Source organism: Parasphingorhabdus sp. (genome assembly GCF_036964565.1).
In the GTDB taxonomy this organism is placed as follows: Bacteria; Pseudomonadota; Alphaproteobacteria; order Sphingomonadales; family Sphingomonadaceae; genus Parasphingorhabdus.
The window spans coordinates 20925-36929 of record NZ_JBALTN010000007.1; the positions used below are offsets into that span (position 1 = coordinate 20925).

Consider the following 16005-nt stretch of genomic DNA (forward strand, 5'->3'; position numbering starts at 1 on the left):
TTGCCCAAGCCATTATAGGCCTGTGGCATGAGAACAGCGACAATAGAGCGAAATACCAAGGAAACGGAGATTTTTGTCGAGCTCAACCTCGACGGAACCGGCCAATATGACGTGTCGACCGGGATCGGTTTTCTCGATCACATGATAGAGCAATTCTCGCGCCATTCGCTGATCGACCTGAAGCTTCGGATCAAGGGCGACCTGCATGTCGACCAGCATCATACCACCGAGGATAGCGCGATCGCGCTGGGACAGGCGCTCAACCAGGCGCTGGGCGACAAGGCGGGCATTGTCCGCTACGGCAGCGCCTATTCGCCGATGGACGAGACGCTGAGCCGGGTTGCGCTCGATATTTCGGGGCGGCCCTATCTGGTTTGGAAGGCCGGTTTCACGCAGGAGCGGCTGGGCGAGATGGACACAGAGCTGTTCAGGCACTGGTTCCACAGCGTCGCCGATGCCGCCGGCATCACCCTGCATATCGAATTGCTTGACGGCGAGAACAACCATCATATCGCGGAGAGCATTTTCAAGGGCTTTGCCCGCGCGATGCGCCAGGCGGTCGAACGCGATCCCCGCAAGGGCGACGCGATTCCCTCGACCAAGGGGCAGTTGGGTGGTTGAAGTGCAATTCCCGCGTCAGCGGGCTTTTCTCGCTTGTTTTTTCGCGCGAAGCCGCGAAGCCGCTAAGAAGGCACTTCTCGCGGATATTCATCGCGCCGTCGCGGCTTCGCGTGAAACCAATCCTGCGCCTTCGATTGTAGGCGCCTTCGGCGGTTGACGGGCTCATGTCTGAAACCATAGCTCTTATCGATTTCGGTGCCGGCAATCTGCACAGCGTCCACAATGCGCTGATGGCAGCGGGCGCCGGAAATGTGGAAGTGACCGACGATCCGTCGATCGTGGCGCGGGCGGACCGGATTATCCTTCCCGGCGTTGGCGCCTTTGGAGCGTGCCGCGATGCGCTGGTCGGGATCGAAGGCATGGTTTCGGCAATGGATCGGCGTGTTCGCGAGCAAGCCGTGCCGTTTCTCGGCATCTGTGTCGGCATGCAGATGCTGGCCGATACCGGCATAGAATATGGCGCGCATGACGGCCTCGGCTGGATTGGCGGCACGGTGCAGGCGATCGAGCCGGCAGACGAGATGATCAAAATCCCGCATATGGGCTGGAATGACGTGACCCCGACCGCGGGCCATGATCTGTTGGAGCCAGGCGAGGCCTATTATCTGCACGGCTATCATTTTGCCGCCGCCAACCCCGCCGATATTTTGGCGACGACCGATCACGGCGGTTCGCTGGTATCGGCGGTCGGCCGCGACAATATCGTCGGCGTCCAGTTTCATCCCGAGAAAAGCCAGGCCTATGGCCTTGCCTTTCTCCAGCGGTTTCTCGCGTGGAAACCATGAATATGCCAGAATCCGCTTGTCCCCGGCTTGTCGCAGGACATTGTCCATTCGACAGGCGTGGTTCGACAGGCTCACCACTAACGGAACATGTGTCATGATCGTATTTCCCGCCATTGATCTGAAATCCGGCGAAGTCGTCCGGCTGGCCGAAGGCGACATGGATCGCGCCACCGTCTATGGCGACAATCCCGCCGAGCAGGCCGGCCTGTTTGCCGCAGCCGGCGCCGAGCATATCCATGTCGTCGATCTCGATGGCGCCTTTGCCGGTTCGCCACGCAATGCGGAAGCGGTCGAGGCGATCGTCGCCAGCTTCCCGGGCTATGTGCAGCTGGGCGGCGGCATCCGCAACCGCGAGACGGTGGAGCGCTGGTTCGAGCTGGGCGTGGCCCGGCTGGTGATCGGCACGGCGGCGCTCAAGGATCCAGATTTCGTCAAGGATATGGCAAAGGAATATGAAGGAGGCATCGTCGTCGCGGTCGACGCCCGCGACGGCATGGTCGCGACCGAAGGCTGGGCCGATGTCTCGGACGTCAGCGTCCGCGACCTTGCCCGCCGGTTCGAGGATGCGGGGGTCGCCTCGATCCTGTTCACCGATGTCGGGCGCGACGGCATGCTCACCGGCTGCAATATCGAGGCGACCGTCGATCTGGCGCGCGGCGTGGATATCCCGGTGATCGCCAGCGGCGGCGTCAAGGGACTGGACGATATCCATATGCTCAGCCAGTTTGCCAAGGACGGCATCGAGGGCGTGATCACCGGACGGGCGCTCTATGACGGCCGGCTTGATCTGGCAACGGCGATTGCGATGGCCAATCGATGAAATTGCCTTCGGAAATAAGTTGTGCTCCGGCCACCGAGCCGGAGCCCCGGCCTCTGCAGCGCTTGGCCTGCGGGGCTCCACATCGGGTGCGGAGCACGGCTTCGATCGGGATGCGAACATGACCGTCCGGATCCGCGTCATCCCCTGTCTCGATGTCGCCAATGGCCGGGTGGTCAAGGGCGTCAATTTCGTCGACCTGCAGGATGCCGGCGACCCGGTCGAGCAGGCGCAGGCTTATGATGCCGCCGGTGCCGACGAACTCTGTTTTCTCGATATCACCGCATCCCACGAAAATCGCGACACGATCATCGATGTGGTCCGGCGCACCGCCGAGGTCTGTTTCATGCCGGTGACCGTCGGCGGCGGCGTGCGCACGGCCGATGATGCGCGGGCGCTGCTGATGGCGGGGGCGGACAAGGTGGCGGTGAACAGCGCCGCGGTGGCCCGGCCGGAAGTGGTCAGCGATATCGCCACGCGCTTCGGCAGCCAGTGCATGGTCGCCTCGATCGATGCGCGGCGCGTCGCCGAGGGCCGCTGGGAAATCTTCACCCACGGCGGGCGCACGCCGACCGGGATCGACGCGCTTGAGCACGCTCTGCGCATGGCCGATCTGGGGGCAGGGGAATTGCTGGTGACCTCGATGGACCGTGACGGCACCCGCGACGGCTATGATCTGGAACTGGTCTGCACCATCGCCGATGCGGTCTCCGTCCCGGTGGTGGCCAGCGGCGGCGTGGGCAAGCTTGACCATCTGGTCGAGGGGGTGGTCGATGGCCATGCCAATGCCGTCCTCGCCGCGTCTATCTTCCATTTTGGCGAACACAGCATAGCCGAAGCCCATGCCGCGCTGCGCGCGGCGGGCCTCCCGGCGCGGGCCTGACAGGGCGCGGTTCAAGTCCCCCAGGTTCGCCTCCCGCTGTAAATTCCCGTGCCCGAAGCCAAGGTAAATGTCGGTTTACCTTACAGTTCGGGCAATAGCAGTAACTGCATTAACCAATTTGCTCCTCGGAAAACTGCTGATCTGACCAATCTGGCAAGGGTCTTGCGTAACCAATATCAAATTCTTTGCTACCAAAAGGGAGATATCTTGTGAAACTGATGAAATGCGCCATTCTGGCCGGCCTCGCCACCATGACCTTTGCAGCGGGCGCGCCCGCCCACGCGACCTGGGGCAGCTCTGGCTGGGGCAGTTCGGGCTGGGGTAGCTCGGGATGGGGCAGCTCGGGATGGGGTTCATCAGGCAATGGCGGATCGACCAGCACCGGCGGCGGGTCTTCGTCGTCCGGCGGCGGAACACCGGTTCCGGAGCCATCCGGCATGCTGATGCTCGGCCTGGGCCTCAGCGGACTGGTCGCCGGCCGTATTGTCGCGCGCCGTCGCAGGAAAAACTGACCGACTGGCGCCTGACGCCGCCGACAGGCGAAAAGCAATGCGCCGAAGAGGGCTGTCAGGGGGATCTGGCGGCCCTTTTTCGCGTCTCGAGCAAGGCATCGCCGACAGGGCTTGACGAACAGGCGGCCTGTCGCGCAAACCGCAGCCGATGACAGATATTCTTAAATCGCTCGAACAGACCATCCTTGCGCGCCGCGCTGCCGACCCTGAAACCAGCTATGTCGCCAGTCTGCGCTCCAAGGGGCGGGCCAAAATGGCCGAGAAACTGGGCGAGGAAGCAGTGGAAGCCGTCATTGCTGCGGTCCAGGACGACCGGCAGGCGATGACCGGGGAAGCCGCCGATCTGCTCTTTCACCTGATGGTGCTGCTCGCCGACATGGATCTGTCCATCGATGATATCACCGCAGAACTGGCGCGCCGGGAAGGCCTGTCGGGTCTGGAGGAAAAAGCGGCAAGAGGAGCAAGCTGATGGCGATCGACCCGACCGAGCCTTATGATGACGACAATATTTTCGCCAAGATCCTGCGCGGCGAAATCCCCAACAAGACGGTCTATGAAGACGAGTGGGTGCTAGCCTTTCACGACATCAACCCGCAGGCCCCCGAGCATATCCTGGTGATCCCGAAAGGCCGCTATGTCAGCTGGGACGATTTTTCCGCTTCGGCCAGCGAAGCGGAGATTGCCGGATTTGTCCGCGCCGTTGGCCATGTCGCGCGGGAAGCGGGAATGGTGGAACCCGGCTATCGCCTGCTCGCCAACATTGGTCAGCATGGTCATCAGGAAGTGGCCCATCTCCACGTCCATATTTTTGCCGGAAAACCCCTTGGCCCAATGCTGATGCGCAGCTAGTAACGGCAGCAACAAGCCTGCACAGGGCAGCAAAGACCGGGGAGTTCAGTTAGATGGCAGGCGCAGCAATATCCAAGGGCGAGGGCTGGTCCTCGCGAACAGCCTTCATTCTGGCGGCGATCGGTTCTGCAGTCGGGCTCGGCAATCTGGTTCGTTTCCCGGCTGAAGCCGGGGCCAATGGTGGCGGCGCCTTCGTCATTTTCTACATATTCTGCGTGCTGCTGATCGGCCTGCCGATCCTCCTGTCGGAAACCCTGATCGGGCGTCATGGCCGCAGCTCGGCGGTGGAAAGCATGAAGAAGCTGGCGATCGAATCGCGCGCATCCGGATGGTGGTCGGTGGCCGCGGGCATCGGGATGGTCGGCGCCTTCCTGATCCTCACCTATTACAGTGTTCTGGCGGGGTGGATCCTGCACTTCATCGGCCTTTTTGCCAGTGATGTTGCCGCAGTAGTCGCCTCCGGCAACCTGGCCCAGGGCGCCCTGCAAGGCTCCTCCGTCGATCAGGTGCAGGCCCTTCTGCCCGCCCTGCAGGCGGACGAAAACGAGATGCTGGCCATGCATGCGATCTTCATGGCGCTCACCATTTTCGCCGTCGGCCGCGGGGTCAGCAGCGGCATCGAGAAAGTGGCCGTATGGCTGATGCCGATTTTCTTCGTGCTGCTCATCGCCATCACGGTCTACGGTGCCTTTACCGGATCGTTCGCCGCAGCCCTCGACTTTCTGTTCGACTTCGAACCGGCGCGGCTGCTCGATCCCTCGGTCCAGCTGTCGGCACTGGGCCAGGCCCTGTTTTCGCTGTCGCTGGGCTCGGCGCTGATGATCACCTATGGCGCCTATGCTGCACGCGATATCAATCTGGCGAAAACATCGGCCCAGATTGCAACCGCGGATACCTCGGTCGCCATCATTGCCGGTCTGGCCATATTCCCGATCACCTTCGCCGCACTTGCCCCGGCGAGCCTGAACGCCATCCTCGACGGCCAGGAGCAGGTCCAGGGCGGGCTTGGCTTGCTGTTCGTCAATCTGCCGGTGGCTTTCCAGACCATGCCCGCCGGGTCGCTGATCGGCCTGCTGTTCTTCGTGATGGTATTTTTTGCCGCCCTGACCAGCTCGGTTGCCCTGCTCGAGGCTTCGGTGAGCTGGGCGATTGGCCGCTTTCGGAAGCCGCGCTGGCTGGTCACGACGGTGCTGGGCGGACTGGCGTTCTTGATCGGGGCATGGGCAAGCCTGTCGTTCAACAGCCAGGCCGATTTTCAGCCGTTCGATTTCATGATCTTTTCCGGCCAGCCGGTGTTCGGCATCATCGACGAACTGACCGCAAAGATATTGCTGCCGCTCTCGGCGCTGCTGGTCGCGATATTCGTCGGCTGGGTGGCGGATCGCCGGCTGATCGACAGCGAGAACGGCCTTGACGGCAATCTCCACCGCACATGGCTGTTTCTGGTGCGCTGGCTGTGCCCGCTGGTGATATCCGCCATTCTGGTCACCGGCCTGTTCCCCGGCCTTCTGGGTCAAGGCTGATCGATGGCCGGATCCCGACCCCAACGCTGCCCGGTGTGCCGGCGGGCGGCGGTATCCGAATTTGCGCCTTTCTGCAGCGCCGGCTGCAAGGATCGCGACCTGTTGCAGTGGCTGGGTGACGGCTACAAGATACCCGGACCGGCGGTTTCACCGGACGAGCTGGCGGATCATTTTGCCGGGGATTCCGGGCGCGACGGAGAGGACTAAGGGGGTGCAACAAAACCGCCATTTTTAGGCTAGACAAGCGGCAAGGCCCCCGCCTATAGCGTCGCTTCCTAACGCCGCCCGCGCATCGCGCCGGCGCAGATGCCCGAGTAGCTCAGTTGGTAGAGCAAGCGACTGAAAATCGCTGTGTCGGTGGTTCGAATCCGCCCTCGGGCACCACCTTTTTCCTTTAATTTCAACGTCTCGCGGCACCGCCAACGTGTGCACATTTAATGCCCAGTTCTCAGAGGGTTACCTCAGGTGGTATGGGAACTCCGGTGACCAGAGACCATTTGGTCGCGGCGATGGTGGGCCACAATGCCCATTTATCTCCATGGCCCGAAACGCTGGCACCAGATGCACTGTTGAATGTTGGGAGGTTTTGGAGTTTCAGTTGAAGCCGAGCAGCTCGCGCTGTGCTTTCCAGCAGAGCGGTACACTGCCAATCCGCAAGATCTTGCGGCCAGTGAGATCAACTGGCTGCGTGCCTTCGACAATCGCGGTGATAATGTCCGGGGCAAGGTAGCTTAGCCGGGTGAGTTGCTGGAGATGGCGTGGGCCATATTCTGCTATCATCGGCGACGGTTTTCCGGCCAGCAGAAGATCATGTGCTGCAAAGGCATGAGCGATCAGTCGCAGAAGCACTGGATCGGGATCCCGTTTGGGTGGACCATGGTCAGGTGCGATAGCGAGTTTCAAGTCGAAACCCTTGCTCACCAGTTTCGCTTTGACGGACACAGTCGAGGGTTCATCCTGATCCGATGGATTAGAATTTATTCTTATGGCAGCTTCGTTCACCCGCACGCGGGTTTGCCGTCCGAGCAATATTCTGCGCTGCTCTCTGATAGTCATGTCGGGCAGGGCTTTCGCAATCTCCCGACGAATGTTGAGTTGCTCGGAGAGTTGAGCAGCAGTCTCAGACCCATCGGAATCGATATTGCCTAATTGCTTCGCAATGGTACCGACTACCAGCCGCTCGATTTCTCCAGCCGGCATGCGCCATTTGATCGATTGGTCTCCTGGTTGGGTACGAGTGACATAATAGCGGAACCGTTTTGATCCCTTGGCTGCATGAGTGGGTGTCATTGGTTTCCAGTGCATCTGATGAGCGGACATCTCCAACATCGGCCAGAAACCATTTCTCAGGCTCGATCTTGGCTTTGACAAACACGCCGTGGGGTTTGAGCCGTGCAGCGTTAGAAGAAGCAAGAAGGCCAGCCCGCTCATACCCCCTTCTACGAGAGCGAAGCCATCCACGAGCCGCATCCAAGTCTCGCGTGATCAGAAGTGGATAGTCTGGAAGCTCATCATGGATATGTCTAGCTGCGGCAGCGTCGCCGTCGATGACGTGGCCGATAAAATCGGATAACTTCTCTGCTCGGAATGAGCGAATTGATGTCGCTAGATGGAGAGCTGGTGCATGGACCTGAACAGGCAATTGGATGTTGGTCTTGAGCGCTTCGGGAATATGCACTTCCCAATGAGCAAACGACCGTTCTAAGGCTCGAAGCCACTCATCAATGCCAGCTTCACCAGTGTTGATCTCTTGGCCGCCACCAACCAGGCAGACAATTGCGCACCAGTCTGGATGACGGTCCATCACGCTGAGCAAAAACTCAGGCTCGGACATGGAGAATCCGACCTGCCCCTTCTTTTGTTGCATGAACTTTGATGTTTGCTCGACATCCCAGGCGCGCTGCGCTTCGTCAAAAACTGCGACTTTTTCATCGGGCGGGAGATCTGACGCAAGTGCTTCGTCTCGAAAGTGATGGATGTTTTGAATGAAAGCAGACGCCCTTCTCTTTTCCACAGTCTTCGAGCTAGATGTTTCGCTGGCTTTTGCTTGAGCAACAGCGTCGATCGCCAAAGCTTCCCGAAGCACAGCTACTAGCGGTCCATTGCCAGAGAGAAAAACCGCATGCTCATCTGAATGGGAACGCTGCCGTGCCGTAGCAAGGTTGAGACCAGCAAGCGTTTTCCCTGAACCGGGAACGCCTGTGATGAAGCAGATGATCTTTTTTTGCTTTGCTTTGGCATCCTCAATGGCTGCGAACACATAGTCTGCAGTTACTGTCAGATTCTCCGCGCCGGCTTCTGATCGAGAAATCTCCTCCACATCGTGGCCACTATATAATGCTTGCGCTGCTTCGACGATCGTCGGCGTGGGCTTGTATCGGCCGGCCAACCATGCAACCGGATCGATAGGGTCACCGCCATTCGAGGTCTGACATATACAGATTATTGTGGGAGCAAGCTCATCCGCACTGACTGACAAAGGCTGGGCAAGATCATCATCGTCCCAAACCAGTTCGCGGGACGCTCCGCCAGCGGCTTCAGTGGCTACCAATATGGGAACAATCGGCCGCTCATGGCTTGGTTCATGGAAATGCTTGAGATCCAGCCCATAGCCGTAGGTCTGATTAAGGCTTGAACGATCGAAGCGGTTGGAGCCGACTTTATATTCGACCACGAAGACGAAGCCCGACAGCAAAATAATTAGGTCAGCCCTACGCCCCATTCTTGGGATAAGGAACTCCATGGAGAAATGTGCATCGGGTAAATCATTAGCCAGTTCGCGAAGGTGGTTGATCTGATAGTTCCATGCGGAACGTTGCGTTGGTTCGACTGGAAATGAGAGCTTTCCAGAAAGCTGGCCATAAAGCTCAGCATTGCTGGCGTTGCTGAGATCTGAGGCAGCAAGAGAAACAAAAGTACGGTGCATCAACGATGAATGTCGTATCCGGTGCAAAGAGGCAACGCTTTCAAGCGCTAAATGGATCTTAAGATGTCTTCCCTCAGTATCGGCCGAGTTTCACTTATTCGCTATTTGAGCGGTCGTGCAGATAACCAGGCAACTGCAATTGGGCGCAAAGCGGATACAGGACACCGTAACAGGTTGATAATTTTACCTTATGTTGATGCCATGAAGGCGCTCTCGACAAAGGTGATGAAAAAAAGTCGCGCAACTTTGATCGCATAGAGCTAAGCAGGGCGATCCCGAAGCCTGCCGCTTGATACCCGGCACGATTTAGCCCGCTAAAATCGGAAACCTTGGCAAAAATACCACCTCGGACGTTCGTTAGCTGCCGATGTCTTCCAAAAAGGCTTCTACCGCTATCGAAATGTCGGAGAACAGTCGCTCTCGGGTGAAACCAAGTACCTTCAGCGTGCGTAGCCGCCTGATATCAACCAACAAGACGAGGCCGATGCTCTGCTAATTTAAGCAGCCATCAGTGCCAAATGTTCGGACGACGGACATCTATTTGAATTGTTAATTCGAGGGTCTTGATAAAAGCCTATTTAAAAGAGTAACAGCAAAATGCGCATCCATGAAATGTTTGATTGTTCGATGAGAATGAGACGAATGGATACAAGCCCATGTTCCCTGCACAGTCAGGGAGGTCCAAGGCAGGAGAACAATAGATTATGAAAAAGGCTCCTAAGCCTCTCCGAAAGCAAATCGAGGATCCCCCACGCGGCCCTACCAGCGCGAAATATTCGCGACGCCTATCCCGTGAAGAGCTGGCTCCCGAAGCTCGCGATGATATTTGTGCAGCGGCGGTAGCCGTGATCGGCAAGCATGGCTACGTAGGCGCCACTATCAAACGCATCACCGACGAGGCGGGGATCGCGCAAGGGACTTTTTATCTTTATTTTGAGTCTCGCCAAGCTCTGTTCGACACGCTGCTACCGCGCATCGGTTCGGACATGCTCCAATTCATCCGGGATCGGATTCAGGGCGCAGGGGGCTTCTTTGACGCTGAAGAGCTCGGTTTTCGTGCCTTTTTTCATTATTTGAACTTAAGGCCGGGCTTCATCCGGGTGCTAAACGAAGCAGAATGGGCGGCACCACTCGCGCACCGCGAACATTTCAACTTACTGGCGATGCACTATCGACGTGCATTAATGCGTGCTGCTGCCCAAGGGGAAATTCGCGCACTCGATATTGACGAGGTTGAGGCCGTTGCCTACATGTTTATGGCATGCCGCCACTACATTTACTTGCGCTATATTAAAGACCAGCCGGCTCAAGCTCAACCGCCCGAAAACGCTGTAAAAGCCTATATGACGCTAATCCGCAACGGGATTGGTGAGGCACCCGTTCGAGCGTCGCCGTAATCAATCCGAATCAGCGGTAAATGAAGACTTAGCCACCAATATTTTGAAGCATTAATATCACCCTTTGTTCTGCATAAGGCCTCAAGCCGTGCGACATCTCAGTTTTTTGCTCTCCTGTAACAACTGGCCCCCTTGGGCGGAACTTGCCACAGACACAATGAACAGATATTCAATGAGTGTTGACTCATGGAGAAGTTGCATCTAACTTAATCATCAAAGCAGACGCGTGCAGGCTTGCCTCAACGCGTGGTTCAAGCAATATTTTTTCGGTCTTAAGATGTCGCGAAAAAGAGTTGTGAATTTCTCCAGGCTCTAGAGCCTACTAATCTTAAGAGGCGGCACTGCATGATCGCTATATTGGCAATCCAGTTTTCCGGTCTCGATATAATTCCTTTGGGTTCACGCAAGTCATTCGGCCGGAGCCCATCATTCCCGCGTTTGGCGAAATGATATGACGATCCGACAGTTTGGAGCGGCTGCAAGATAGCAATGGCCGAGCGCGAAGCAAACGAGTTTGATCATATAGCAATTTCCACCCGCTCGAACTGTCAAAATGAAACAGGTAAAAATGACATGCAGATCAATACGAGCCGTTGGAAAACCAAGCTGAGTGAAGAACGGATAGCCCGTTTCACGGGAAGCGGTCATTGGAACAATCTGATAATCGCCCATAACGCGGCGGAAATGGCAGTTAGATTCAGCAATGATGTAGCCTTGGTGGACGGGACGACAATTCGCACTCATGCTCAGATATTTGAGGAAGCGCTGCGGCTTGCCGAGTGGTTTCGCAGCAACGGACTCCAACCGGGTGACGTCATAAGCTTTCAGCTTCCGAACTGGTGGGAGACGGTCACGATCAACCTGGCAGCATGTATCTTTGGACTCATAGTAAATCCTATCGTGCCGATCTACAGGGATGCAGAAGTTGAGTACATTTTGAAGAATTCCGAAAGTCGCATTTTTTTCATACCCGAGGTCTTTCGTAGTATCAATTATGTAGAAATGGTTGATAAACTCCGGCCGTTGCTTCCGAATTTGGAGACAATTGTAGTGGTGCGGGGTCAGGCGACGCGCGACGACTTTGTGTGTTATGGGGACTGGAACGAGGGTAATCTATTAGCATCGATGGGCGTAGATCCCTCGAAGCCCCCGGAACTTGATCCCAATACGATAAAAATGCTGCTCTACACCTCAGGAACGACCGGTCGGGCGAAGGGGGTTCTCCACAGTCATAATGCAATTCAGGCTGAAATTGCCGCTGTAACGAAGTTTTGGGATCTAACCAAAGACGACGTCATACTAATGCCTTCGCCAGTTACCCATATCACTGGCTATATATATGGCATAGAGCTTATGTCTGCTATAGGCTGTAAACTTGTTTATATGGATAAATGGAACGCCGATCACGCGGTCGATCTTATTGCTGAACACGAGGTCACGTTCAGCATTGGCGCGACACCGTTTCTTGTAGAACTGGTCACAGCCCTTGAAAAGCGTGGAGAATCCAGCGCTTCTCTTCGGCTCTTTGCTTGCGGTGGCGCACCGGTTGCGCCTGAGGTCATCAGACGCGCGCAAGCGGTCCTGCCAAACTGTCTTGCCTTTCGAGTATACGGCAGCAGCGAAGCACCCACCGTTACCGCTGGTGTGGCCTCCGGTGATCCTGTTGAGCTTGGAGCAACCACAGATGGTTGCATACTCAACTACGAAGTGAAGATCGTTGACCCGGTAACTGGTGAAAGGCTTCGTGACGGAACGGAGGGAGAAATCCTAGTGCGCGGACCTGAGCTTATGCTTGGGTATGCTGAATGGCAGGACACGCTAGATGCTTTTGACGATGAGGATTACTTTCGAACTGGAGATCTCGGCTTCATAAGTCATGAGCGCTACATAACGATCAGTGGTCGAAAGAAGGATCTGATTATTCGTGGGGGCGAGAATATAAGCGCAAAGGAAGTTGAGGACGTTCTTCACAATCATCCTGCCATCGCCGAAGCTGCCGTCGTCGCCATGCCAGATGAAAGATTAGGCGAAACCCCCGTCGCATACGTCGTTTTGCGCAAGGGGAAGTCGGTGGCATTTGAGGAATTGAAAGCTTTTCTGGAAGAAGCAAAACTGGCCAGGCAGAAATTTCCTGAGCGGCTTTTCATACTCGCGGAAATGCCGAGAACCGCATCCGGCAAAATCCTTAAGCATGTTCTGAGGGCACAATGTCAAGACGGAGGCGACGATGCATGAAGTCAGGACAAATGATTTGCCAAGCGCTCTGCTTGCGAAATTCATACGCCTTCGCGCGCCACCAATGGCTCATTTAAGTGTGGAATGTTCAAAACTTCCTCGGCTGGTCGAGGCGATGCAGCCATTTGATATCTCTACGGTATCAATGGCGTCTTTAACGATATTGGACGGGCCACAGAGGGTTGGCTAGTATTGCGACTGTCATCCGCCGATGTCAGTCGACAGCGCCAAAGATGACATAAATTGGACAGAAATTGTTTGACTCGCCTGTAACCGAAAAGTCGGGCCATGGCTTTGAAAGCGGGAACCTGAGCCGCTCTGTACAGTAAAAACAACGGATGAGGATGATTGGGATGTTAGAAAAAAAAGACAGTGTCACTGAACTTGACGTGATCGTGGTGGGCGCCGGTTTCTCTGGGCTGCATATACTGCATGAGTTTTTAAAACGCGGTTATAACGTGCATCTTTACGATGATGGTGATGGCGTTGGGGGGACATGGGACAAGAACAACTATCCCGGTGCTCGAGTAGATTCTGAAGTCTGGGTGTATCAGTTCACGGACCCGGATATCTGGCAGAACTACACATTTACGGAGAAGTTTCCGAGTTGGCGTGAGTTAAAGCCATACTTCAATTTCGTGGCTGATAAATGGGAGCTGCGGCCACATATGACTTTTAACACGCGTCTCGAAGGAGCTACATTCGACGAACAAGAAAACGTGTGGCATGCCAAATTCAATGACGGCACCGTTCGGCGCGCGCGGCATCTTGTCTTGGCTATGGGTTCGACGACAACACCTGCGATGCCGAAGATCGCTGGGATCGAAACTTTCAAAGGCGAGGCCTATCACAGCGCACGCTGGCCAAAGGAGGAGGTCTCTTTTCAGGGTAAACGTGTTGCGGTGATCGGAACCGGCGCCTCGGGTGTGCAGACCATTCAGGAGGCCTCGCGAGTGGCTGATCATTTGACAGTTTTCCAAAGGACCCCCAATCTTGCGCTACCCATGGGGCAGGAAAGTTACACCAGTGACGAATACGCCAAGATGCGGCCGTTGATAGAATCGGCGATGACTTACAGTCGACAGACATATGCCGGCTTTGCCTACGACCTGGGCCAACGTCCCTGGAATGATCACACCGATCGGGAAAAAACCACGATCCTCCGCCGAAACTGGGAACAGAGGGGCTTTCGATTCTGGCTTGGTGCGCCAGCCGACCTCTTCTTTGATGAAGAATGCAACAGGGATCACTATTATTTCTGGCGTGACCAAACCCGCAAGCGCATCAAGAAGGAGCACCTTATTGAACTCCTTGCGCCGACTGAACCGCCACATCCCTTCGGCGCTAAACGCCCGTGCCTTGAGCAATGGTATTTCGACGTTTACAATCAAGATAATGTCGATTTGGTGGATACAAATACAAATCCGATAGAGTGCATAACCGAGAATGGGATCGTCGCAGGTGGTGTTATGCGGGAGTTCGATTGCATCGTCTATGCGACTGGTTTCAATAACTGCACCGGCGCTGTGGCAGCGCTTGATATCAAGGACGGGAGGGGGAGATCAATCAAAGACCTTTGGGATGAAAAATATCTTACCTATTTGGGAAAGATGGTCCCAGGCTTTCCAAACCTGCTCTTTACTTATGCGCTGCAAAGCCCATCGGCCTTCCTGAATGGTCCCACAGCCGCAGAGTTGGAAGGGGACTGGGTAGTGAAGACAGTAGAGCATCTGGATATGAAGGGCGTCCGTCGCTACGAAGCAAAAATGGACGCGGCTCACTTGTGGGCCCAGAAATGCAATGACATTGCTAATACTAGTCTCATGCCGCAGGCGAAATCATGGTATATGGGCGCAAACGTTCCGGGTAAGCGCCCTGAAATCCAAATGTTCATTGGTGGGCAGACTGCGTACAAAACTGCGCTAGAAGAGGAGATGGAAAAAGGCTATCCTGGCCTAGTTCTCAAGCAGGGTCCGCAAGCAGATGCCATGACTACGCAACGGTCTGAGAAGGTTGCAAGTCTATAGTCGCAACTTGTCGCAATCGAAGCCGTCACAAATCTTGGCACTTCTGGCTTGGTAACTTAACAGAGGATTTGCCTCATATTATTGTTTGATTTTTGGAATCACCATTACCCACCACCATGATCGATAGAGCGCTTACGATCGGGTGGTGGGTGTTTGAGATCATCCCGAACCATGTAAAGCACCGAAAGCATAAGCTCCGGTCGCTTCATTATTAATATTTCTCATGAATTAATAATCCAAATAGATTTACCAAATTTAGCGATATTTTAAAATCATCATAACACTGGATAGAGAGAGCAACAACAATGGTAGCTTACATCATATTTAACCGACTTCAGACCACAGATGCGGCCGAACTTGCCCACTATCCACCAATGGTGGCACCCACTCTCAAAGATTATGACGCGACCAAACTGGTAGGCGGCGGTCAGGTCAAGGTGCTGGAAGGTGAGCCCAGCGAGGCGGTGGTCATTCTCGAGTTCCCATCTTTTGAAGAGGCTGAAACCTGGTATAATAGTCCACTCTACAAGAATGCCACGATCCAGCGTCTGAAAGGCGGGAAATGGCACGTAATGATCGTTGAGGGCGTTTAAATTTCGATGTTAGACGTCTAGGGTCAGGACTCATTAACTGAGCCAGAAGATGACGGTAGCTGCGATTGCGATGGCGGACATGAAGGTGTCCGCGCATCGGTCATAGCGGGTGTGGATACGCCTCCAGTCCTTGAGGCGCCCGAACATATTCTCGATTTTGTAACGCTGCCGTTAGAGGGCTTTGTCGAAGCCAGCGGGTAGTATCCGTCCCGTTCGTGCAGGGATGCACCGTGTGATGCCTTTGGCCTGCAGGGCGGTGCGATACTCGTCGCTGTCATAGCCTGCGCGTCTCCCCGTGCCCCCGGCACGGCACGATGCTCGGTGTCTCCAAGCATGCAGGTGGCATGTTCCGGTAGCGCGGGATATGTGAGCTTTGCACCGATATGATCGCTCATCTGCCCTTCGCTTAAACACAGGACCAGGGGCCTGTCTACGCCGTCACACACGGCATGGAGTTTGCTGTTCAGGCCGCCCTTGGTGCGTCCGATATATCTGGAAACAGATCCTTTTTTAAAAGGCTGGCAGCGGTACGATGCGCTTTTAGGTGTGTTGCATCGATCATCAGCACGTCATCGGCATCGCTAGTAGCAGTCAGAGCAGAGAATATCTTGTTGAACACACCCATGCGGCTCCAGCGGATAAAGCGATTATAGAGCGTTTTATGCGGACCGTAAGCAGCGGGGGCATCGCGCCAGCGCAGACCGCCCTGGATGACAAAGATGATTCCACTCAGTATCCGCCGGTCATCAACTCTGGGAACCCCGTGCGATAACGGAAAATACGGCTCTATCCGGCGCATCTGCGCTTTGGTCAGCAAAAATGGAACATCCATGACAG

Annotated in this window: 15 protein-coding genes, 1 tRNA gene and 1 pseudogene; 14 read left to right on the forward strand and 3 right to left on the reverse strand. The window is 55.7% G+C overall.

The window, feature by feature from the left end:
• Positions 1 to 27: 27 nt before the first annotated feature.
• From hisB to V7650_RS11145, 10 genes are all read left to right on the forward strand, one after another.
• Positions 28 to 621, forward strand: coding sequence for an imidazoleglycerol-phosphate dehydratase HisB (hisB, locus tag V7650_RS11100; RefSeq protein WP_335656318.1), 594 nt, complete (start codon positions 28 to 30; stop codon positions 619 to 621).
• Between the two features lie 164 nt (positions 622 to 785).
• Positions 786 to 1406 (forward strand): imidazole glycerol phosphate synthase subunit HisH, encoded by a 621-nt coding sequence (gene hisH, locus V7650_RS11105; RefSeq protein ID WP_335656319.1) that lies wholly within the window; start codon positions 786 to 788, stop codon positions 1404 to 1406.
• Between the two features lie 94 nt (positions 1407 to 1500).
• Positions 1501 to 2226: a 1-(5-phosphoribosyl)-5-[(5-phosphoribosylamino)methylideneamino]imidazole-4-carboxamide isomerase gene (gene hisA, locus V7650_RS11110; RefSeq protein WP_335656320.1), complete on the forward strand. Its 726-nt coding sequence runs from the start codon at positions 1501 to 1503 to the stop codon at positions 2224 to 2226.
• A 118-nt stretch (positions 2227 to 2344) separates the two neighbouring features.
• The gene (hisF, locus tag V7650_RS11115; protein WP_335656321.1) at positions 2345 to 3106 is read left to right on the forward strand and encodes an imidazole glycerol phosphate synthase subunit HisF; all 762 of its coding nucleotides are present in this window, start codon (positions 2345 to 2347) and stop codon (positions 3104 to 3106) included.
• Between the two features lie 218 nt (positions 3107 to 3324).
• Entirely contained in the window at positions 3325 to 3618 is a 294-nt protein-coding gene (locus V7650_RS11120) for a PEP-CTERM sorting domain-containing protein (protein WP_335656495.1), read from the forward strand.
• A gap of 148 nt (positions 3619 to 3766) precedes the next feature.
• A complete protein-coding gene (locus V7650_RS11125; protein WP_335656322.1) occupies positions 3767 to 4087 on the forward strand; it encodes a phosphoribosyl-ATP diphosphatase in 321 nt (106 codons plus the stop codon).
• The gene (locus V7650_RS11130) at positions 4087 to 4467 is read left to right on the forward strand and encodes a histidine triad nucleotide-binding protein (RefSeq protein WP_335656323.1); all 381 of its coding nucleotides are present in this window, start codon (positions 4087 to 4089) and stop codon (positions 4465 to 4467) included. The genes V7650_RS11125 and V7650_RS11130 overlap by 1 nt, the downstream gene beginning before the upstream one ends.
• A gap of 53 nt (positions 4468 to 4520) precedes the next feature.
• A complete protein-coding gene (locus V7650_RS11135) occupies positions 4521 to 5990 on the forward strand; it encodes a sodium-dependent transporter (RefSeq protein WP_335656324.1) in 1470 nt (489 codons plus the stop codon).
• A 3-nt stretch (positions 5991 to 5993) separates the two neighbouring features.
• Positions 5994 to 6197, forward strand: coding sequence for a DNA gyrase inhibitor YacG (locus V7650_RS11140; protein ID WP_335656325.1), 204 nt, complete (start codon positions 5994 to 5996; stop codon positions 6195 to 6197).
• Positions 6198 to 6298: 101 nt separating this feature from the next.
• Positions 6299 to 6374: transfer RNA gene (locus V7650_RS11145), tRNA-Phe, on the forward strand.
• Between the two features lie 210 nt (positions 6375 to 6584).
• Here V7650_RS11145 and V7650_RS11150 read toward each other — a convergent pair.
• A complete protein-coding gene (locus V7650_RS11150) occupies positions 6585 to 7190 on the reverse strand; it encodes a hypothetical protein (protein ID WP_335656326.1) in 606 nt (201 codons plus the stop codon).
• On the reverse strand, positions 7111 to 8916 hold the full coding sequence (locus tag V7650_RS11155; RefSeq protein ID WP_335656327.1) for a DNA/RNA helicase domain-containing protein: 1806 nt from the start codon (positions 8914 to 8916) through the stop codon (positions 7111 to 7113). The genes V7650_RS11150 and V7650_RS11155 overlap by 80 nt, the downstream gene beginning before the upstream one ends.
• 704 nt (positions 8917 to 9620) lie before the next feature.
• Between V7650_RS11155 and V7650_RS11160 the strand changes: the two genes are divergently transcribed.
• The 4 genes from V7650_RS11160 (at position 9621) to V7650_RS11175 (ending at position 15168) form a co-directional block, all read left to right on the forward strand.
• On the forward strand, positions 9621 to 10313 hold the full coding sequence (locus V7650_RS11160) for a TetR/AcrR family transcriptional regulator (protein ID WP_335656328.1): 693 nt from the start codon (positions 9621 to 9623) through the stop codon (positions 10311 to 10313).
• A gap of 489 nt (positions 10314 to 10802) precedes the next feature.
• A complete protein-coding gene (locus tag V7650_RS11165) occupies positions 10803 to 12548 on the forward strand; it encodes an AMP-binding protein (RefSeq protein ID WP_335656329.1) in 1746 nt (581 codons plus the stop codon).
• A 353-nt stretch (positions 12549 to 12901) separates the two neighbouring features.
• Positions 12902 to 14575: a flavin-containing monooxygenase gene (locus V7650_RS11170; protein ID WP_335656330.1), complete on the forward strand. Its 1674-nt coding sequence runs from the start codon at positions 12902 to 12904 to the stop codon at positions 14573 to 14575.
• A 305-nt stretch (positions 14576 to 14880) separates the two neighbouring features.
• On the forward strand, positions 14881 to 15168 hold the full coding sequence (locus V7650_RS11175) for a DUF1330 domain-containing protein (protein WP_335656331.1): 288 nt from the start codon (positions 14881 to 14883) through the stop codon (positions 15166 to 15168).
• 33 nt (positions 15169 to 15201) lie between these two features.
• Here V7650_RS11175 and V7650_RS11180 read toward each other — a convergent pair.
• Positions 15202 to 16000 (reverse strand): annotated as a pseudogene (locus V7650_RS11180) (IS5 family transposase).
• Positions 16001 to 16005: the final 5 nt, after the last annotated feature.